This window comes from Nonomuraea sp. NPDC048901 (assembly GCF_040649695.1).
In the GTDB taxonomy this organism is placed as follows: Bacteria; Actinomycetota; Actinomycetes; order Streptosporangiales; family Streptosporangiaceae; genus Nonomuraea.
On record NZ_JBEZFW010000005.1, the window covers coordinates 345,049 to 365,572 of the forward strand.

Consider the following 20,524-nt stretch of genomic DNA (forward strand, 5'->3'; position numbering starts at 1 on the left):
CTATGCGTCCAACGACCAGTCCGCCCCGCCCGCTGACCGGGCTGGCGACCATGCTCGACGCCGATTCCGGCACGTCGCGGTCGCCGTACGCCCCGCTCACCGGTGTCACGATCGACTCCCGCCACGTGCGGCGCGGAGATCTTTACGTGGCCTTGCCGGGCAACCGGTCCCACGGCGCCGATTTCGCCGCCGAGGCCATGGCGCTAGGCGCCGTGGCCGTCCTCACCGATCCCGGCGGCCGCGCGGCCGCCGCCGCCACGGGCCTGCCCGTCCTCGTCGTGCCCGACGTCCGAGCCGTGCTCGGGCAGGTCGCCTCCTGGGTCTACGGCCGGCCGGCCGACGACATCCAGTTGCTCGGCGTCACCGGCACCAGCGGCAAGTCCACCACCTCGTTCCTGCTCGAAGCCGGCCTGCGGGCCGCGGGCCACACCACCGGGCTGGTGGGCGGCGTCGAGATCCGCGCCGGCGACCTGCGCTTCGAGCCCAGGCTGACCACTCCCGAGGCGACCGAGCTGCACGGCCTGTTCGCGCTCATGCGCGAGGCGGGGGTCACCGCGGCGGCCATGGAGGTCTCCAGCCACGCCCTGGCGCTCGGCCGGGTCGACGGCCTCCACTACGACGTGGCCCTGTTCACCAACCTGTCGCAGGACCACCTCGACTTCCACAAGGACTTCGACGACTACTTCGCCGCCAAGACCCGGCTCTTCCAGCCCGAGCTGGCCCGCGTGGGCGTGACGAACATCGACGACCCCTATGGCCGCGAGCTGCTGTCGGTGGCGAAGGTGCCGATGACCACGTTCTCCGCGCTGGGCGCGCCCGAGGCCCTCTGGCGGGCGCTCGACGTGCGGCTGGGCGCCGACGGCAGCACGTTCCGGGTGACCGGTCCCGGTGGCGTCGAGGCCGACGCGCAGATCTCGCTGCCCGGCCCGTTCAACGTCGCCAACGCGCTCGGCGCGATCGTCACGCTGGTCGAGGCCGGGGTGCCGCTGCAGACCGCCGTCCACGGCGTCGGCACGCTCGTCGGCGTCCCCGGCCGCATGCAGCGCATCACGCAGGCGGGCGACGAGTTCCAGGCGATCGTCGACTACTCGCACAAACCCGCCGCGGTCGAGTCGGTGCTGCGCTCGCTGCGCGAGGTCACCGCGGGCCGGCTGGTCGTCGTGCTCGGCTGCGGCGGCGAGCGCGACGCGGGCAAGCGGCCCGTCATGGGCGAGTCCGCGGCGAGGTTGGCCGATGTGGCCATATTCACGAGCGACAATCCTCGTTCCGAGGATCCTCTGGACATTCTGGCCGCGATGATGGAAGGAGCGCTGCGCGTTCCGCAGCACGACCGCGCTCATGTGATCATTGAGCCCGACCGCGCGTCCGCGATCGACCTGGCGATCGGCCGGGCCGGACGTGGCGACGTGATCGTCGTGGCAGGCAAGGGTCACGAGCAGGGCCAGTACGTTTCAGGTGAGGTGATCCCCTTCGACGATCGCGAAGTGGTCGCCGGAGCGATCGACGCACGCAAGGAAAGCAGGAAGCACGCATGATCCCGTTGCCTCTGGCCAGGATCGCCGAGATAACCTCGGGCGCCCTGTCGGGCATGGCCGACCCTCGCGCCGTGGTGCGCGGTCCCGTCGTGATCGACTCACGGGGCGTAGAACCGGGATCCCTGTTCGTCGCCCTGAAGGGCGCGCGGGTCGACGGCCACGACTACGCCGCCCAGGCCATCCGGGCCGGCGCCGTCGCCGTGCTGGCCACCAGGCCGGTCGAGGCCCCCACGGTGATCGTCCCCGACGCCGCCGCCGCGCTGGCCGACCTGGCCACGGCCCACGCCGCCGCGCTGCCCCAGGCCACCGTGATCGGCGTGACCGGCTCGGCCGGAAAGACCTCCACCAAGGACCTCCTGGCCCGGCTGACCGGACGGATCGGGCCGACCATCGCGCCCGTCGGCTCGTTCAACAACGAGCTCGGCCACCCGCTGACCGTGCTCAGGGCCGACGCCGACACCCGCTACCTGGTGCTGGAGCTCAGCGCCCGCAACATCGGCCACATCCAGGCCCTGGCCCGCATTGCGCCGCCGCGGATCGGTGTGGTGCTGAACGTCGGCACCGCCCACATCGGCGTGTTCGGCGGCAAGGAGGCCATCGCCAAGGCCAAGGGCGAGCTCGTCGAGGCGCTGCCGCGCACCGGCGTGGCCGTGCTCAACGCCGACGACCCGCTGGTCCTCGAGATGGCCTCGCGCACCGACGCCAGGGTCACGCTGTTCGGCCGCTCCGAGGCCGCCGCCATCCGCGCCGAGGACGTCGTCGTCGACGAGCGCGGGCGCGCCTCGTTCACGCTGAGCACCCCCTCGGGCTCCGGTCAGGTCCGCCTCAAGCTGTACGGCGCGCACGCCGTGGAGAACGCCCTGGCCGCCGCCGCGGCCGGTTACGAGCTCGGGCTGCCCGTCGCCACCATCGCCGCGGAGCTGTCGGAGGCCACGCCGCGCAGCCGGTGGCGGATGGAGGTCACCGACCGCCCCGACGGGGTCACGATCGTCAACGACGCCTACAACGCCAACCCAGACTCGATGCGGGCCGCGTTCGAGGCGTTCGGCGTGCTCGGCAAGGGCCGCCGCCGCTTCGCCGTGATCGCCGCCCTGCGCGAGCTGGGCGAGGACAGCGCAGCGCTCAACGAGGAGCTGGGCCGCCTGGCGGGCGGTTCCGGACTGGCGGGCCTCATCGTCGCCGGCCCCGACGCCCAGCCGGTGCTTCAGGGCGCCTACGCGGCCGCTCAGGCGGCCTCCGCCGCGGGTCCGCCGCTCGCGCTCGCGGGAGGCCCGCCGATGGCGGGAGCACCCGCGCAGCCGCCCCAGATGCTCATCCTGCACGTGCCCGACGCCGCCGCCGCGGCCGCCGAGCTGGCCGGTTGGCTGCGGCCGGGTGACGCGGTGCTGGTCAAGGGGCCCCGGGCGATGGGTCTGGAGCGCACGGCCGAGCAGTTGCTCGGGGGGGCCACGCAGTGACCGACATCATCATCGCCGGTGCGGTGGGGCTGATCCTGTCGATGCTCGGGACGCCCCTGGCCATCCGGCTGTTCTCCAGGCGCGGTTACGGCCAAGAGATCCGCGAGGAGGGCCCGTCCGGACACCACGGCAAGCGGGGCACGCCCACCATGGGCGGCACCGTGATCGTGCTGGCCTCGCTGCTCGCCTACGGCGCCTCCCGCCTGGCGACGCTGTCGGCGCCGACCGTCTCGGGGATGCTGGTGCTGTTCCTGATGACCGGACTCGGCGCGGTCGGTTTCCTCGACGACTTCATCAAGATCTACAAGCAGCGCAGCCTCGGCCTGCGCAGCGGCGCCAAGGCGCTCGGCCAGCTCGTCATCGGCGCGGTCTTCGCGGTGCTGGTGACCCAGCAGGCCAACGTCTACGGCATCACCCCCGCCGAGCCCAGGCTGTCGTTCCTGCGCGACTTCGGGCCCTCGCTCGGCATCGTGGGCTTCACCATCTGGGTCCTCATCATGATCGTCGGGTTCTCCAACGCGGTGAACCTCACCGACGGCCTCGACGGCCTGGCCAGTGGCGCGACCGGGGTGGTGCTCGGGGCGTACGTGCTGATCGGCAACTGGCAGCTGCGCAACAACTGCATCGACCAGCTCGGTCCCAACTGCTACTGGGTGCGGGACCCGCTCGACCTGGCGGTGGTGGCCGCGGCCGTGCTCGGGGCGCTGATCGGGTTCCTGTGGTGGAACGCCCCGCCCGCGAAGATCTTCATGGGCGACACCGGCTCGCTGGCCCTGGGCGGCGTGCTGGCCGGGCTGGCCATCGCCACCCGCACCCAGCTGCTGCTCATCATCCTGGCCGGGCTGTGCGTGATCATCACGATGTCGGTGATCATCCAGGTCGGCTTCTTCAAGATGACCGGTAAACGGGTGTTCAGGATGGCGCCGCTGCAGCACCACTTCGAGCTCAAGGGCTGGGCTGAGACCACGATCGTGGTCCGCTTCTGGCTCATCGCCGGTCTCTGCGCGGCACTCGGGCTGGGGCTGTTCTACGTCGAATGGATGCCCAAGTAATGGCCCTCACCTGCGTGGCCGGGCTCGGCGTCTCCGGCACCGCCGTGGCGCGGGTGCTGGCCGCGCGGGGTGAGCCCGTCGTCGTGGTCGAGGCCGCCGAGGACGACCGCCGGCGCGCCGTGGCGGCCGAGCTCGCCGGGCTCGGCGTCGAGGTGCGCTTCGGCCCGATGGAGCTGCCGGCGGGCGTCACCCGGCTCGTCACCACCGGCTGGGCGCCGCACCACCCGCTGATAGCCGCGGCCCTGGAGGCGGGCGTGGAGGTGGTCGGGGAGGTGGAGCTGGCCTGGCGGCTGCGCCCCGCCCAGGCGGCCCCCTGGCTCGCGCTGACCGGCACCAACGGCAAGACGACCGTGGTCCGCATGCTCACCTCCATCCTGCTGGCCGCCGGGCGCAAGGCGCTGGCCGTGGGCAACGTGGGCCTGCCCGTGGTCGAGGCGGTGGGAGAGCCGTACGACGCCCTGGCCGTCGAGCTGTCGAGCTTCCAGCTGCACTGGTCGAGCACGCTCGCCCCGCACGCCGCCGCGATACTCAACGTGGCGCCCGACCACCTCGACTGGCACGGCTCGATGGAGGCGTACGCCGAGGCCAAGGGCCGCATCTTCGAGCGCGCGGGCACCGTGGTCTACAACGCCGACGACCCCGAGGCGTCGCGGCTCGCCGCCCCTTACCCGGACAAGGTCGGCTTCACGCTGCGCGTGCCCCGGCCCGGCCAGCTGGGCGTGGTGGAGGACCTGCTGGTGGACCGGGCGTTCGTGGCCGACCCCGCCGAGGCCGCCGAGGAGCTCGCGACCCTCGCCGATGTGCGCCCCCTGGCGCCGCACAACGTGGCCAACGCGCTCGCCGCCGCCGCGCTGGCCCGCACGCTCGGCGTCACCCCCGACGCCGTACGCCAGGGCCTGCGCGACTTCGTGCCCGACCCGCACCGCATGGCGCACGTCGAGCGGGTCGGCGAGGTCGACTACGTCGACGACTCCAAGGCCACCAACCCGCACGCCGCCGCCGCGGCGCTGTCGTCCTACCCGTCGATCGTGTGGATCGCGGGCGGCCAGCTCAAGGGCGCCGACGTGGACGACCTGGTACGCCAGGCAGCGCCCAGGCTGCGCGGCGCGGTGCTGCTCGGCGTGGACCGCGCCCGGATCGCCGAAGCTCTGGCGCGACACGCGCCGAATGTCCCCGTCGTGGACATCTCCGGCCAAGACACTGGTGCGATGGATCGTGTCGTCACCGAAGCCGCCAGGCTCGCCTCCCCCGGAGACACCGTGTTGCTGTCGCCGGCCGGCGCGTCGCTGGACATGTTCGCCAACTACCCGGCCCGAGGGGAGGCCTTCGCGCGAGCCGTACGCGGCCTGGAGGCGGCCACGTGAGCACGACCACCTCTCCACAGGCTCCGGAGCGCTCACGGCAGAGCGCGGTCGAAGGGCCGACCGGCTGGATCCGCGACCAGCTCGCCGTGCTCAAGGAGCTGCTGGACAAGCCGCTGGCGACCTACTACCTCATCATCGGCTGCAGCGGGCTGCTGCTCGCGCTCGGGCTGATGATGGTGCTGTCGGCCTCCAGCATCGAGGCGCTGCAGAAGTTCGACAACCCGTTCACCTGGTTCATCAAGCAGTCGCTGTCGGCCGGTCTGGGCCTGACGCTCATGTGGGTCTGCTCCCGGTTGCCGCACAAGTTCTTCCGCTGGGCGGGCTACCCGCTGATGGCGCTGTCGTTCATCGGCCTGGTCATGGTGCTGTTCATCGGCTCGTCCCAGCTGGGCGCGCAGCGGTGGATCGACGTCGGCTCCTACAGCATCCAGCCGTCGGAGCCCGCCAAGCTGGCTCTGGCGCTTTGGGGGGCCGACCTGCTGGCCCGCAGGGCGCGGCAGGGCCGCATCGAGTGGCGGCAGCTGCTCATCCCGCTCATGCCGGGCACCGCGCTCCTGGCCGTCATGGTCATGTTCGGCCGGGACCTGGGCACCACGTTGGTGCTGTTCATGGTCTTCCTGTCGCTGCTGTGGGTGGTGGGCGCGCCGGTGAAGCTGTTCGGCGGCATCCTGGCGCTCGCCGTGCTGGCCACGCTGATCATGATCAAGGTGGAGCCGTACCGCATGGCGCGCATCGGCGCCTTCCTCAACCCGTGGGCCGACGCCCAGGGCGACGGCTACCAGGCCGTACAAGGGCAGATCGCGATGGGCTCCGGCAGCTGGTTCGGGCTCGGCCTGGGCAGCAGCCGGGCCAAGTGGAGCTGGCTGCCCCACGGCGAGAGCGACTTCATCTTCGCCATCCTGGGCGAGGAGCTCGGGCTGATGGGGACCCTGACCGTGGTGGTGCTCTTCGGGCTGCTCGGCTACGCGGGCCTGCGGGTCGCCGCCCGGGTCAAGGACTCCTTCGTACGGCTGGCCGCCGCGGCCATCGTGGCCTGGATCGTCGGCCAGGCCATCATCAACATGGGCGCGGTGCTCGGCGTGGTGCCCATCACCGGCATCCCGCTGCCCCTGGTCTCCTACGGGGGCTCGGCCCTCCTGCCGACCCTCGCCGCCCTGGGGATGCTGTTGTCGTTCGCGAAACGTGAGCCGGGCGCGCGCGAGGCTCTGGCCGCTCGTGGCCCCGGACCGGCCGTACGGGCCCTAAGCTGGCTTGGCCTGGGGGGAACGACCAAAGGCCGAGTGAGACGTTAGGGAGTGACCTAGATGAGGGTGGTCCTCGCCGGCGGCGGGACGGCCGGGCACATCGAGCCGGCTCTCGCCCTTGCGGACGCGCTGCGCCATTATGACCAGCGCATCGGCATAACCTGCGTGGGCACCGAACGCGGCCTCGAAACCCGCCTGGTCCCGGCCAGGGGATACGAGCTGGAGCTGGTGCCGGCGGTGCCGCTGCCGAGGGCGATCACGCCCCGGCTGCTGACCGTGCCCGGACGGCTGGCCGGGGCGGTCAACGCGGTGGCGGCGATACTCGACCGCGTCCAGGCCGACGTCCTGGTGGGCTTCGGCGGCTACGTGGCGACGCCGGCCTACCTGGCGGCCAAGCGGCGCGGCCTGCCGATCGTGGTGCACGAGGCCAACCCGCGGCCTGGCCTGGCCAACCGGCTGGGCGCCCGGCTCACCGAGCACGTCTTCACCGGCTTCCCCGACCACGTGCTGGGCAAGGCCGAATACATCGGCACCCCGCTGCGCCGGGAGATCGTCTCGCTGGACCGGCTGTCGATGGGCGACAAGGCCCGTTCCTGGTTCGGGCTGCAGACCGACCGGCCCACGCTGCTGGTGTTCGGCGGCTCGCAGGGGGCCAGGTCGCTCAACGAGGCCGCGCTGGCCGCCGCGCCGGTCCTGCGCTCGGCCGGCGTGCAGGTGCTGCACGTGCTCGGCCCCAAGAACACCGTCGAGCGCGAGCCGCCGCCCGGCGACCCCCAATACGTCCTGCTGCCCTACGTCGACCGCATGGATCTCGCGTACGCCGCCGCCGACTTCGCGCTGTGCCGCAGCGGCGCGCTGACCTGCGCCGAGCTCACCGCGGTCGGGCTGCCCGCCGCCTACGTGCCGCTGCCGCACGGCAACGGCGAGCAGCGGATCAACGCCGAGCGCATCGCGGCGGGCGGTGGCGGGTTCGTGGTCGGCGACGCCGACCTGTCATCTGATTGGATCGTCAAAAACGTCCTTCCCGTGCTCCACAGTCCCGAGCGGGTCGTGGCCCTGTCGGAGGCCGCCTCCAGACTGGGACGGAAGGACGCCGATATCATTCTGGCCAGGAAAGTGTTGGAGATAGCCCGATGAGTCTCGTCAAGCTGGTCGATCCCGTCGCCGCAGAAGAGCTGGGGCGCGTGCACTTCATCGGCATCGGCGGCGCGGGGATGTCCGGGATCGCGCGCATCCTGCTCAAGCGCGGCGTGCGGGTGTCCGGCAGCGACGCGCGCAGCACCGATCAGGTCAACGAGCTGCGCGAGCTCGGCGCGATCGTGCACATCGGCCACGCCGCCTCCCACATCAGGGACGTCGACACCGTGGTGGTGTCCACCGCGATCCGCGACTCCAACCCCGAGCTGGGCGAGGCGCTCAAGCAGGGGCTGCGGGTCATCCCGCGGGCCGCCGCGCTCGCCTCCGTGATGGCCGGGCGCAACGGCGTCGCCGTCGCGGGCACCCACGGCAAGACCACCACCGCCTCGATGATGACCGTCGCGCTGCAGAAGTGCGGGGCCGACCCGTCCTACTGCGTGGGCGGCCAGCTCGTCACCACCGGGCTGGGGGCCGACGAGGGGTCGGGGGAGGTGTTCGTCGCCGAGGCCGACGAGAGCGACGGGTCCTTCCTCATGCTCGCCCCCGACATCGCCGTGGTGACGAACGTCGAGGCCGACCATCTCGACAACTACGGCGATCCGCGGGCCGTGCACGACAGCTTCGCCCGCTTCGCCGACCGCGTCGGGTCGCTGCTGATCGCCTGCGCCGACGACCCCGGAGCGGCGGAGCTGGCCGAGGTGGCGCGGGCGCGCGGCATCAAGGTCATCACGTACGGGGAGACAGGCGACTACCGCGTGCGCGATGTCAGGCCCGATGGGTTCGGCACCACGTTCACCGTCGAGGGCCCGGGCATCGAAGGCATGGGTGAGGTCCGGCTGGCCGTCCCCGGGGCGCACAACGCACTCAACGCCACCGCCGTGGTCGCCGTGGCCGTGGCGCTGGGGCTGCCGTTCGAGGAGATCAGAGACGGGCTGGCGACCTTCACCGGGGCCAAGCGGCGCTTCGAGGCCAAGGGCGAGGCGGGCGGGGTCGCGGTGTTCGACAGCTACGCCCACCATCCGACCGAGCTGGCCGCCGACCTGAGGGCCGCGCGTGACGTGGTGGCCTCCTACTCGGGCGACGGGCGGGTCATCGCGATCTTCCAGCCGCACCTCTACTCGCGCACCAGGTTCTTCGCCGAGGAGTTCGGGACGGCGCTCGGGCTGGCCGACGAGGCGATCGTGCTCGACGTCTACGGCGCCCGCGAGGACCCCGAGCCCGGCGTGTCGGGGGCCATGGTGGCGGGCCGCGTGCGACTGCCCGCCGAGCAGGTGGTCTACGCCCCGGACCGGGCCTCGGTGCCGGCCCTGGTGGCGGCTCGGGCCCGTGGCGGCGACATCGTGCTGACGATGGGCGCGGGCGACGTGACGGAGCTCGGACCGCAGATCCTTGAGCAGCTCTCCGCGGGCTGATTCGGCGGCCGGCCACATCGGGTGTGGCTCGGTGCGGGATGGTTCTGCGGTCGGCTATGTGTGGCGCGGCTCTTTGCGGGTCGACTCCGCGGTCCGCTGCGCCTGGTGTTGCTTCGCGCGGGACGGCTCTTCGGTCGGTTCTGCGTGGCGTGGCTTCGCGCGGGACGACGCCGTGGTCCGCTACGCGTGGCGTGGTTCTTCGCCGTATGACCCCGCAGTCCCTCACGCCCGGCGGCCACAGGCGGCCGGGCGGCGGGGGTTCTGGCGGTGGGACTCTGGCGTGGCGCCGTGGGCGGTGGCCGGACGCGGCGTAGGTTCAGTGGCGCGCGGCGTGTGTGGCGGTGACTCTTGCGGCGTTGGTTCGATGGCGCACGGCGTGCCGGTTGCGCAAGGTGGGCGACCCTGGGAGGGCGATGAAGGCGCGCAACGCTTTTCTGGTACTGCTGACCGCCGGAGTGGTGGGCTGCGCCGTCTGGCTGATCTTCTTCTCGCCCGTGCTCGGCGTACGATCGATCGACATCGTGGGAAATGTCACAGTGCCTGCTGAGCGCATCGAGCAACAGGCCGGAGTGCCCGAGTTGCACCCACTGGCCACCGTCGATCTGGCCGGCGTCGAGGCCCGGGTGATGCAGATCAGGCAGCTCGCCTCGGCCAAGGTCGACCGGGTCTGGCCGGGCACGCTGAAGATCGAGGTGGTCGAGCGCGAGCCGATCGCCGCGATCACGGCCGGGGGCAAGGCGGCGCTGATCGACAAGGGGGGCGTCGTCATCGAGATCCAGGACACGGTCCCGCCCGGCCTGCCCACGCTCAAGGTGGACCGCCCGGCCGCCGGCGACCCCACGACCATGGCCGCGCTGCGGGTGATCCAGTCGCTGCCCGACGATCTCGCGGCCAAGGTACGGGGGGTCCGGGCCTCCTCGCCCGAGGGCGTGTCGCTGGAGCTCTCCGACGGCCGCAGCGTCGTCTGGGGCGGGGCCGACCGGGGCGCGGACAAGGCTCGCATCCTGAAGACCCTCCTGCGCCGCAAGGCCAGCGTCTACGACGTGAGCTCACCCGACGTGGTGACGCTCAAGTGAGCCGGATTCCCTATGTGGTGACGCTCGAGTCCCGCACCCACCGACGTGGTGACGCTCAAGCGTTGGAGCTGGACCCCACCGAGGTGGTGGCCGCCAAGTGCCGGAGCTGGACCCCACCGACGTGGTGACGGTCAAGCGCCCGGATTCCACCGTGCCGCCAACAGAGCCGTCGTATGGCGTGATCCGGGGGTGGGGCTGGCGCGTCCTATGGGATACGCGTCGCATAAAGGGCGGCGCACCCGTCAGAGCGCGCCGATCACGCCGCCCGCCGATGGCCGAGTCTGTCCGGGATGGGGCTTCCGGCGTGAGAGCCTGTAACACGGCGCGTGGCAGAGGAGGGTTCCGACCTGGCGGGACGACGGAGCGAAACGGACAGCCCGCGACACGCCGGACGTGCTTGCGGCGCGGTTAGTTGACCCGCCCGGAGCGTAACTCCTACTGTCCGTATCAATCCTCAGGTTGACATAAATCTGAATCTCAACTTGAGGTTGAGAGTTAACGAAGCAGAGAACGCGGAGACGATCCGCACCGAAATGGCAAGTCAACGAGCGGAAAGGCCCCTCGTCGTGGCAGCACCGCAGAACTACCTCGCGGTCATCAAGGTCGTCGGCATTGGCGGCGGCGGAGTGAACGCCGTCAACCGGATGATCGAGGAGGGACTCAAGGGCGTCGAGTTCATCGCGATAAACACCGACGCCCAGGCGCTGCTGATGAGTGACGCCGACGTCAAACTCGACGTGGGCCGCGAGCTCACCCGCGGGCTGGGAGCCGGCGCCAACCCCGATGTGGGGCGCAAGGCGGCCGAAGACCATCGTGAGGAGATCGAGGAGGTCCTCAAGGGGGCCGACATGGTCTTCGTGACCGCGGGCGAGGGAGGCGGCACCGGCACCGGCGGCGCGCCCGTCGTGGCGAACATCGCCCGATCGCTCGGCGCGCTCACGATCGGTGTCGTGACCCGGCCGTTCAGCTTCGAGGGCCGTCGCAGGGCCTCGCAGGCCGAGGCCGGCATCGAGACCCTGCGCGACGAGGTCGACACGCTGATCGTGATCCCCAACGACCGGCTGCTGTCGATCTCCGACCGGCAGGTGAGCGTGCTCGACGCGTTCAAGGCGGCCGACCAGGTGCTGCTGTCGGGTGTGCAGGGCATCACCGACCTGATCACCACGCCCGGCCTGATCAACCTCGACTTCGCCGACGTCAAGTCGGTCATGTCGGGCGCCGGTTCGGCGCTGATGGGCATCGGCCACGCGCGCGGTGACGACCGCTCGGTCGCCGCGGCCGAGATGGCGGTCTCCAGCCCGCTGCTGGAGGCCAGCATCGACGGCGCCCACGGCGTGCTGCTGTCGATCGCCGGCGGCTCCGACCTCGGCCTGTTCGAGATCAACGAGGCCGCCCAGCTCGTATCGATGGCGGCCGCGCTGGACGCCAACATCATCTTCGGTACGGTCATCGACGACGCGCTCGGCGACGAGGTCCGCGTCACCGTGATCGCCGCCGGGTTCGACGACGTGCCGCCGCCGGCGGAGAAGCCGCTCCCGCGCCCGCAGAGCCGTCCCGCCGCCGCGTCCACGGCTCCGCCCGCGTCGTCGCCGGTACGCCCCAGCGTCTCGGCGCCCAGCGTGAAGGCCGAGCCCGCGCCGCAGCGTTTCGACCAGCGCCCCGAGCCCCGGCCCGAACTGCGTCCCGAGCCGCGCTCCGACTTCAGGCCGGAGCCTCGCCCTGAGCCGCGCTCCGACTTCAGGCCCGAGCCTCGCCCTGAGCCCCTGCCCGAGCCGCGCGCCGACCTCCGTCCCGAACCGCCGCGCCCGGACCAGCGGTCCGACTTCCGCTCCGACCATCGGCCCGAGCCGGTGCGTCCGGTGGAGAGCGCGCCCGAGCCGGCGGCCCACGAGCCGATCGCCGACGAGCCCTCAGGCCCCGTCTCGATCCCGCGGCCCACGCCCGAGCCCGCCAATCCGCCCACGCCCATCACCTCCCGCATGTCGGAGCCCGCCAAACGCCGTCCGGTGGTTTTCGAGGAGCAGGAGGAGGAACTCGACGTCCCCGACTTCCTCAAGTAGCCCGACTCTCCGCCGCTCCTTCCTCACCGGGCCTCGACGGCCCTTCACCGGGGGAATGGAGCGGCGCAGCCGCGTTCGGGGCCGGTTCCTCCAGCCGGGTGATCTGGCTCGCCGGGCCGGGGTGATCTCACTCACGTAACCGGGATGGCCGAACCCACGTGGCGGGGGTGGCCGAGACACATGCGGCCGGGGCGGCTGGACCCACGTAGCGGGGGTGGCTGGACTCGCGTGGCGAGGGTGGCCGGACCCACGTGGCGGGGGCGGCCGGACTCATCCGGTCGGGGGTGGCCGGACTCACGTAGCGGAAGTGATCGGACTCACGCGGCCGGGGTGGTAGGAGTCGCGCGGCCGGGGGCCGGGCCCTTCCGTAGCCGGGGTGGTTGGACTCGCATGGAGCCGGGGTGGTCGGACTCAGGTGGCAGTGGTGGCCGGGAGTCGTGTAGAGCTGGGGTGACCGGACTCACGTGCCTCGTCACGGCGGCCGGCCCCGTGCGGGATCAGCGGCCGTCTTCCTGGAGGCCCCGGCCCCGTGCGGCGGGTGGGGCCCACCGGGCTTGCCGTACCAGAAAAACAGTGCCGCACCACATGGGAGGCGCGCCCTGCGGCAGAGAGATACCCGAGCGGAGCGAAGAGGTGGACGTGAGCGTGAGTACGGACGAGACCGGCCGGACGCGGCAAGCCGCAAGTGATGGGACGCGCCGTGACGAGACGGACAGAGCGCGCCGTGACGAGGCCGACCGGACACGGCGAGACGAGAGTGATCGGACACGGCGAGACGAGAGTGACCCGGCGCGGCGAGACGAGACCGATCGGGCGCGGCGGGATGAGATCGCGGCGGGGCTGGCGGAGGTGGAGCGGCGGATCTCCGAGGCGTGCCGGGCGGCCGGGCGTGATCGGAGTGAGGTGACCCTGATCGCCGTGACCAAGACCTATCCCGCCTCCGACGTCCGCCTGCTGTGCGAGCTCGGTGTCCGCGAGGTCGGCGAGAACCGCGACCAGGAGGCCGCCCCCAAGGCGCGCGAATGCCGGGATCTCCCCCTGACCTGGCACTTCGTCGGCCAGTTGCAGACCAACAAGGTCCGTTCAGTGGTCTCCTACGCCGATGTGATCCACTCCGTCGACCGGCCCAGGCTGGTCGAGGTGATCAGCCGGGAGGCCGGGAAGCAGGGGCGCCAGGTCGGCTGCCTCGTACAGGTGGCGCTCGACGACGACCCGGCCAGGGGCGGCGCCAGGCCCGCCGACGTGCCGGAGATCGCCGACCTGATCGCCGCGGCCGCGCACCTGTGGCTGGGCGGGGTGATGGCCGTGGCGCCGCTGGGGGAGGACCCGGGCAAGGCGTTCGCCCGGCTGCGAGAGTTGGCCGCCGCCGTACGCGAGCGCCACCCCCGTGCCACGATGCTGTCGGCGGGCATGAGCGATGACCTCGGCGCGGCCGTCGCGCACGGCGCGACACACGTTCGGGTCGGTACGGCGTTGCTCGGTCGTCGCAAGCCCTTCGTCAGGTAATGTCCCGTCAAGTGGGTCTTACAGGCTCACACCACCAGTAGAGGTCGATCAGCGGTGAGCTCCAAGGGGGTACGGCTGCCGCCTCGGACCCGGCGACAGGCCCGAGCGAGTGCGACCATGAGCAGGAGGACGACGTAGCGATGGCCGGCGCGATGCGCAAGATGGCGGTCTACCTCGGTCTCGTGGAGGACGACCGCTACGAGAGGTATGAGACCTACCCGGACGAGTACGCCTACGAGGACGAGCCCCCGCGGACCGGCGAGGAGCGGGCCGTAGCGGTCCAGGAACGCGACGACGAGGCAGACTCCGGGGTCCCCGCGCCGAGGCCATCCACGACCGTCCTGGAGCGCCGTACGACCGATCTGGCGCGCATCACCACCCTCCACCCCCGGACCTACAACGAGGCCCGGACGATCGGCGAGCACTTCCGCGACGGCACCCCGGTCATCATGAACCTGACCGAGATGGTTGACAGCGACGCAAAACGCCTGGTCGATTTCGCGGCAGGTCTGGTCTTTGGCCTACATGGCAGCATTGAACGTGTTACCAACAAGGTGTTCCTGTTGTCCCCAGCCAATGTCGAGGTGACCGCCGAGGACAAGGCTCGAATCGCGGAACGCGGGTTCTTCAACCAGAGTTAGAGTCTCTGTATGTCTATCGCACCCAACCAGGCCTCACCGAGGCCCGGCGGGCACATCAGAAGTGGAGGCGCGGCCAGACCGTGGGGATCGTAAGCCAGATCTTGGTCGTAGTCCTGTCTCTCTATTTGGTGCTGCTCATCGGCAGGATGATCTTTGAGACGGTCCAGGCGTTCGCCCGTCAGTGGCGCCCTTCGGGCGTCGTGCTCGTGCTCGCCGAGGCCACCTACACCGCAACCGACCCACCTCTCAAGTTCCTCCGCCGTTTCATTCCCCCGCTCCGGTTGGGTACGGTGGCCTTTGACCTAAGCTTCACAGTCCTCTTCATCATCGTTCTGCTCTTGATCCAGATCGCCGGATCACTGGGCCCGCGGTGATGGAGGCCGTGGTGCACCGGTCGTGATCCAACTCGTGTCCGCGCTGAAGTGATTCGGGTTAACCGTCCCTCCGGACAGACTCCAAGCGCGCCAAGGAGACCAAAAGATGCCGCTGACGCCCGCTGATGTGCGGAACAAGCAGTTCAGTACCACTCGGCTACGGCCGGGCTACGACGAGGAAGAGGTCGACGCCTTCCTCGACGAAGTCGAGGCTGAGCTCGACCGCCTGATCCAAGAGAACGAGGAGCTCCGCGCCAAGCTGGCCGAGTGCCTGCGCGGTAAGGTGCCCGGGGGCATGAGCATGCCCATGGCCTCCGCTCCGGTGCAGGAGCAGCCGAAGCCCGAGATGATGATGCCGCCGCAGCCGGAGCCGATGAAGGTTCCCGAGCCGCAGCAGCAGCCTCAGCCGGTCCCCGTCATGAACATGCCTCCGGCCGAGGACAACATGGACACCGCGGCCCGCGTGCTCGCGCTGGCCCAGCAGACCGCCGACCAGGCGATCTCCGACGCCCGCCGCGAGGCGGACGAGACGGTCACCCGCGCCCGCCGCGAGGCCGACGAGATCCTCACCAAGGCTCGCCGCCAGGCCGAGCAGGTCATCGGCGACGCCCGTGCCCGCGCCGAGACGCTCGAGCGCGACGCGCAGGAGCGTCACCGTCAGGCCATGGGTTCCCTCGTCCAGACCCGTGACGAGCTGGAGCGCAAGGTCGAGGAGCTGCGCAGCTTCGAACGCGAATACCGCAGCCGTCTCAAGCTCTACCTGGAGAACCAGCTCGCCGAGCTGAACGTCTCCGCGGAAGGCAGCGGTGGCTTCCCGGTCATGACCGGCGGCGGTCCCTCGGCGGCGGCTCCGGCCATGTCGCACGCGGTGCCTCAGGGTGGTCAGCAGCCTCTCCCCGGTGGTCCCAACCCGTTCGGCGGTGACTCCCCGCAGGGCGCTTTCCCCGGCGGTGACGGTCCGCACAACGACCGCCGGTAAAGTAGCGGGTCATCAAGGACCCGTCACTCGAAAGAGCCCTTTGTGATCCTAATCAGTGCTGGTTTGGTGCTCGCGGCGGTTGTCTTGCTGATCGCGGGCTTCGTTCTGGCAAAGCCGTTCCTGATCATGTGGTCCATCGTGGTCAGCGTGCTGTCCGCGCTGTTCCTGGTGATCGGGGCGCTGCTGCGGCGTCACGAGCTGTTTCCCGGTGGTGGGCGGGCCGCTGCGCCGGCCACCCCGCCGGTGGGGCACGCGCCGGCCGGCCTGCCGCATGGCCAGACCCAGCCGGGTCCCCTGGGGGCCCCGATGGGAGCGCCGCCGTCGCCGCGTCCACAGACGCTCCAGCAGACGGCCACCGCGCCGACGCAACGCCGTCCCGCGGTGCGCGGGATCTCCCCGGACGCGCTCGTCCTGGTGATCCCCGGACGCAAGCGCTATCACGTCCCGGGTTGCCGCCAGCTGATCGGACGGGATCAAGAGGAGCTCACGTACGAGGAGGCGCGCGAGGAGGGCTTCACGCCCTGTACGGCGTGCCTGCCGGATGCAGCGCTCGGCGGACGGCAGCTGCCGCCTGCCGCCGGCCCCGAGCCCGCTGCCGCCTCCAAGCCCGGCGGCGTTGAGCCCGCCGTCACCCCCTTGGCCGGCGCTTCTGGCCCCGGTTCTGCTACCGGCGCCGCGTCCGCTTCCGGCCCCGTTACCGGCTCCGTGTCCCCCATGGGCCCCGCGCCGGTCGGCGGTCCCAAGCCCGGATCCGCGCCTTCATCGGCCCCCAAGCCTGGTTCCGGCCCTTCATCGGCTCCCAAGCGTGGCCCCGAGCCTTCGCAGACTCCCAAGGTCCCCGCGGACCTCCGGGCCGAGGCGCCCGGCGCCACGCGCGACCTGCGCCCCCCGGTGTCCGGCGGCCCGGCGAAGCCGAAGCCCGACTCGAAGGCCGCCACCCCCGCCCCGGACCCCGCCGATGCCCCGGCCGAGCCGACCGGCTGGTTCGCCCGCCCCGCGGAGCCCGCGCCGTCGTCCAGCGCCACGACCAAGCCGGCCGCCTCAGGGCCCGGCAAGGACCGCACGGAACCCCCGTCGCCCGACCCTTCCGCCGGCCCGAGGCTGGCCCCGTACATCACCACCATGCCGTCGTCGGGCCAGCCGTCGTCCGGGCAGCCGTTGTCCGGGCAGACCAGGAGCGGGCAGCCGTCGTCGGGCAAGCCTGGGAGCAGCCAGTCAGCGTCGGGCAAGCCTGGATCCGGTCAGTCAGCGTCCGGCAAGCCTGGGTCCGGTCAGCCGTCGTCCGGCCCGTCCGGAATCGGCCGTACCGAGACCGGCAAGCCCGGAAGTCGCCAGCCTGGGGGGACCGACAAGCCAGAGACGCCCGGAAAGTCGGGAGCAGGTCGGCCCGGAGAGCGCCCCTCGTCCGTCGCGGCAGAGGCCGCCGGTCAGAGCCGTGGCGGACCGGACCGAGGTGCGCCCGAGCGCGGCGGACCGGCCCAAGGGGCCACCGAGCGTGGTGGCCAACCCCGGGGGACCGCCGAGCGTAGTGGTCAGGCCCAAGGGGCCTCCGAGCGTGGCGGTCAAGGCCTTGGCGGTCAGGAGCGTGGCGGTCAGGGCCGTGATGCTCAGAGCGGTGGTGCTCAGGGCCGTGATGCTCAGGGCCGTGGTGCCGCGCCGGACCTCGACGACTCTGGGCCCGCGACGGCGCCTCAGCGTGCCGTACAGGCGGGAGATCCCGCGCCGCAGCGTCCCGGCCCCGGCAAGGCCGGCTGGAGTCCCTCGTCGGACCGGCCTGAGCGCCCGGCCGTGGCGCCCGAGCGTCCCGCCTCGTCGGCCGAGTCCGCGGCCAAGCCCAAGGGCCCCCTGCCGACGGGGCCGGCCGCGTCCGGTAAGCCGGGGCGGCCCGGATCCGGAGGGGAGACGTCCGGCTCGGAGGGAGAGCGGTCCGGGGCCAAGGGAGAGACGTTCGGGGCCAAGGGAGAGACGTCCGGGGCCAAGGGAGAGCGGTCCGAGTCGGTGGGCGGGACCGTGATCATGCCGGTGCAGTCCGGAGCCGCTTCCGAGGCTGCGTCCAAGGCAGAGAGCGCTGGGCCGGCGAGTGGGTCGCGCCCGGCCAGTGGGAGACCCGCTGCCGGTACGACGCCTGCGACGAGCAGACCTGCGGAGAGCGCCAAGGCGGCCGAGAGCGCCAAGACAGTGGCCAAAGCGTCCGAGCCCGCATCCGCCAAGCCGGATAGCGCCTCGTCCACTAAGTCGGACAGCGCCGCGTCTGCCAAGGGGTCCTCTGGCGGGGGAGACGCCGACCCCGCCAAAGAAGCGACAGCCAAGGGCGGCAAACCCGACAGTGAAGGCGCGGGGAAGAGCGGGCGGTCGGCCACGGTGAAGGTCATCGTCGGCACCCGCCGCTACCACAGCACCGCCTGCCCCCTCATCCGGGGCGCGGGTGAAACGGGTGTGGAGACCATGACGATTTCGCAGGCCGAGTCGGCCGGTCTGACGAGCTGCTCGGTCTGCCAGAACGATCGCGAGTCCGTCAGCTAGGTGAGGCCGGGCGTAAGCCTCGACGTTGGTTCAGCGGCCAACGCAGAGGTTGTCCGGGTGCTGGGCACTGCGGTTTGTCGGGCCGCCGGTCGTGGAGGCCGGACCGGCGGGCAAGTAGATCGCAGGCGGGCTGGCCAGCGAGAGCGTCGGCGGGCCGGGCTGGCCACCGAGGCCCTTCGCCTGGGAGATCATCCCGGCAGCCCTTGAGGATCGCACGGCCCAGGCCGAGCGGGGGAGCGAGCGGCCGGGTTCAGCGGCAGAGCGAACGGACCGGGTCGAGTTGCGGTGCGAGCGGACCGGGTGAGGCCCGGTTAGGCGGGGTGCGGTGCGAGCGGACCGGGTGAGGCCCGGTCAGGTGAGGCCCGGTCGGGCGGGGTCCGGTCAGGTGTCCGTGGGTGATTCGGGCCAGCCGGATTGGAGGAGGTCGAAGATGGCGTGCATCGCGGCCAAGGGGTCTGCTTCCGTGCCTGCGAGCTCCGGGATCTCCAGGACGTAGCGGGCGAGCGCGCGGACCGTCATGTCGGCGGGGTCGCGGCCGCTCTCCGTGGCGATCGCCTCGGCCAGGGCGCCCTCGCTCGCTATCCAGAGCTTGCGTGAGTATTCCCGCAGGGCGGGCGTGCTCACGATCAGGTCGCGTTTGCGCCGAAGGTCGGGCGGGAGGTCTTCGGTGAAGGGTCCCCGGCCGGCCAGGCAGCGGCGCAGGGCTTCCAGCACCGACTGACCGGCGGGACGGTCGTGGATCGCGGCGACCAGCCACACGTGTCGTTCGGCGCCGTCGTCGAAGATCAGCGCTTCCTTGCCGTCCGGTACGTGCGCGAACAGCGTGGCGATCGAGACGTCCGCCTCGTCGGCGATCTGAGCGACGGTGACGCCGTCGTAGCCATGCTCGGAGAACAGCCGCAACGCCGCGTCCGACAACGCCCGGCGGGTCTGTGCCTTCTTGCGCTCGCGGCGCCCCATCGTCGTCGCCATGCCTCCACTGTATCCCAAAACTAGAATGAATCTGAAACTATAGTGATTATAGTTTCTTGGTCGGTACGCGCCTGGCCGTGCCAGGGTCGGTACGCGCCTGGCCGTGCCAGCCGACACGACGACCTCCCCATGTAAGGAGCCGGACATGACCAACCCCCACAGCCCAGACCCCTGGGACGTGCGCCGCCTGCCGCGCGCCGACGGTAAGAACTTCCTGGTCACCGGTGGCAACGCGGGCATCGGATACTTCGTCGCGGAACAACTCGCCGGCACCGGTGCCACCGTCATCCTCGGCAGCCGGGACACCGCCAAGGCCGAAGCGGCTCAGGTCTCGATCCGTGCCCGCGTCCCCGGCGCGCGCGTCCGTCACATCCCGCTGGACCTCGCCGATCTCTCCTCGCTCAAAGCCTCCGTGGACGCGCTGGAGCTGGAGAGACTCGACGCGGTCGTCTGCAACGCCGGAGTGCTGCTCGATCAGCCGCCGCGGCGCGAGACCAAGGACGGCAACGAGTTGATGTTCGCCACCAATCACCTGGGGCACTTCGCCCTGACCTGGTGGCTGGCGCCCCTGCTGACGGCCGCGTCCGCGAGCCGGGTGGTCACCACCGGCAGCTTCACGGCCAAGTCCGAGAGCCTGGATCTCGACGATCTCCAGAGCACGCGCGATTATCGGCCGAAACGAACGTACGCGCGATCGAAACTCGCGCAGATGCTCTTCGGGCTCGAACTCGACCGCCGCCTGCGCGCCGCCGGCAGTACGATGCTGAGCGTGCTCACCCACCCTGGCGGCGCGCTCGACTCCCTCACCCCATCACGCCCGCCGGTGCACCTGAGGACCACCGGTGAACGGCTGCGTGGTCTGCCGGCCGGCCTCCTCCTCCAGGGCAAGGAGGCCGCCGCCTGGCCCGCCGTCCGGGCCGTCCTCGACCCGTCCGTGCGCGGCGGCCAGCTGTGGGGGCCGCGGGTGTTCGGGATCCGCGGCTTGCCCACCCTCGAACCCCTGCGAGGCCACCTGGCCGACGCCGATCTCGCGGCGCGCGTGTGGACCGCCAGCGCCGACCTGACCGGCCTCGATCCGAGCTTCGGCCTCGGGTGAGCCCGATGGTCGATCGGCCCAGAGGGGCCACCAGGCGCGAAGCCGAGTGGGACGCGGCCAGGCGGGTAGCCCGTCAGCCGAGTGGGACGCGTCCAA

16 protein-coding genes are annotated in these 20,524 nt (G+C 71.5%); 15 read left to right on the forward strand and 1 reads right to left on the reverse strand.

The window, feature by feature from the left end:
- The first annotated feature begins 2 nt into the window (after nt 1-2).
- From AB0C30_RS19250 to AB0C30_RS19315, 14 genes are all read left to right on the forward strand, one after another.
- Nucleotides 3-1,535: a UDP-N-acetylmuramoyl-L-alanyl-D-glutamate--2,6-diaminopimelate ligase gene (locus tag AB0C30_RS19250; RefSeq protein WP_357945388.1), complete on the forward strand. Its 1,533-nt coding sequence runs from the start codon at nt 3-5 to the stop codon at nt 1,533-1,535.
- Nucleotides 1,532-2,992 (forward strand): UDP-N-acetylmuramoyl-tripeptide--D-alanyl-D-alanine ligase, encoded by a 1,461-nt coding sequence (murF, locus tag AB0C30_RS19255; RefSeq protein ID WP_357945391.1) that lies wholly within the window; start codon nt 1,532-1,534, stop codon nt 2,990-2,992. The genes AB0C30_RS19250 and murF overlap by 4 nt, the downstream gene beginning before the upstream one ends.
- Nucleotides 2,989-4,044 (forward strand): phospho-N-acetylmuramoyl-pentapeptide-transferase, encoded by a 1,056-nt coding sequence (gene mraY / locus AB0C30_RS19260; RefSeq protein WP_357945394.1) that lies wholly within the window; start codon nt 2,989-2,991, stop codon nt 4,042-4,044. Before murF ends, mraY begins: the two co-directional genes overlap by 4 nt.
- The gene (gene murD / locus AB0C30_RS19265; protein WP_357945397.1) at nt 4,029-5,408 is read left to right on the forward strand and encodes a UDP-N-acetylmuramoyl-L-alanine--D-glutamate ligase; all 1,380 of its coding nucleotides are present in this window, start codon (nt 4,029-4,031) and stop codon (nt 5,406-5,408) included. The genes mraY and murD overlap by 16 nt, the downstream gene beginning before the upstream one ends.
- Nucleotides 5,405-6,700, forward strand: a complete 1,296-nt coding sequence (gene ftsW / locus AB0C30_RS19270) for a putative lipid II flippase FtsW (protein WP_357945399.1) — start codon at nt 5,405-5,407, stop codon at nt 6,698-6,700. Before murD ends, ftsW begins: the two co-directional genes overlap by 4 nt.
- Before the next feature lie 12 nt (nt 6,701-6,712).
- Entirely contained in the window at nt 6,713-7,789 is a 1,077-nt protein-coding gene (gene murG, locus AB0C30_RS19275) for an undecaprenyldiphospho-muramoylpentapeptide beta-N-acetylglucosaminyltransferase (protein WP_357945402.1), read from the forward strand.
- Entirely contained in the window at nt 7,786-9,201 is a 1,416-nt protein-coding gene (gene murC / locus AB0C30_RS19280) for a UDP-N-acetylmuramate--L-alanine ligase (protein WP_357945405.1), read from the forward strand. Before murG ends, murC begins: the two co-directional genes overlap by 4 nt.
- Before the next feature lie 413 nt (nt 9,202-9,614).
- Nucleotides 9,615-10,277, forward strand: a complete 663-nt coding sequence (locus tag AB0C30_RS19285; protein WP_357945407.1) for an FtsQ-type POTRA domain-containing protein — start codon at nt 9,615-9,617, stop codon at nt 10,275-10,277.
- Nucleotides 10,278-10,843: 566 nt separating this feature from the next.
- The gene (ftsZ, locus tag AB0C30_RS19290; protein ID WP_357945409.1) at nt 10,844-12,337 is read left to right on the forward strand and encodes a cell division protein FtsZ; all 1,494 of its coding nucleotides are present in this window, start codon (nt 10,844-10,846) and stop codon (nt 12,335-12,337) included.
- Nucleotides 12,338-13,165: 828 nt separating this feature from the next.
- Nucleotides 13,166-13,843 (forward strand): YggS family pyridoxal phosphate-dependent enzyme, encoded by a 678-nt coding sequence (locus AB0C30_RS19295; protein WP_357946344.1) that lies wholly within the window; start codon nt 13,166-13,168, stop codon nt 13,841-13,843.
- 140 nt (nt 13,844-13,983) lie between these two features.
- Nucleotides 13,984-14,484, forward strand: a complete 501-nt coding sequence (gene sepF / locus AB0C30_RS19300) for a cell division protein SepF (protein WP_225291780.1) — start codon at nt 13,984-13,986, stop codon at nt 14,482-14,484.
- Nucleotides 14,485-14,564: 80 nt separating this feature from the next.
- The gene (locus AB0C30_RS19305) at nt 14,565-14,858 is read left to right on the forward strand and encodes a YggT family protein (protein WP_357945412.1); all 294 of its coding nucleotides are present in this window, start codon (nt 14,565-14,567) and stop codon (nt 14,856-14,858) included.
- A 106-nt stretch (nt 14,859-14,964) separates the two neighbouring features.
- Nucleotides 14,965-15,837 carry a DivIVA domain-containing protein gene (locus AB0C30_RS19310; protein ID WP_357945415.1) on the forward strand — a complete coding sequence of 291 codons (873 nt, stop codon included), beginning with the start codon at nt 14,965-14,967 and terminating at the stop codon, nt 15,835-15,837.
- Nucleotides 15,838-15,879: 42 nt separating this feature from the next.
- Nucleotides 15,880-18,360 (forward strand): hypothetical protein, encoded by a 2,481-nt coding sequence (locus AB0C30_RS19315; RefSeq protein ID WP_357945418.1) that lies wholly within the window; start codon nt 15,880-15,882, stop codon nt 18,358-18,360.
- Between the two features lie 381 nt (nt 18,361-18,741).
- Here AB0C30_RS19315 and AB0C30_RS19320 read toward each other — a convergent pair whose 3' ends face one another.
- The gene (locus tag AB0C30_RS19320) at nt 18,742-19,332 is read right to left on the reverse strand and encodes a TetR family transcriptional regulator (RefSeq protein WP_357945420.1); all 591 of its coding nucleotides are present in this window, start codon (nt 19,330-19,332) and stop codon (nt 18,742-18,744) included.
- A gap of 145 nt (nt 19,333-19,477) precedes the next feature.
- Here AB0C30_RS19320 and AB0C30_RS19325 point away from each other — a divergent pair, with 145 nt between their 5' ends.
- Nucleotides 19,478-20,428 (forward strand): SDR family NAD(P)-dependent oxidoreductase, encoded by a 951-nt coding sequence (locus AB0C30_RS19325; protein WP_357945422.1) that lies wholly within the window; start codon nt 19,478-19,480, stop codon nt 20,426-20,428.
- Nucleotides 20,429-20,524 lie beyond the last annotated feature (96 nt).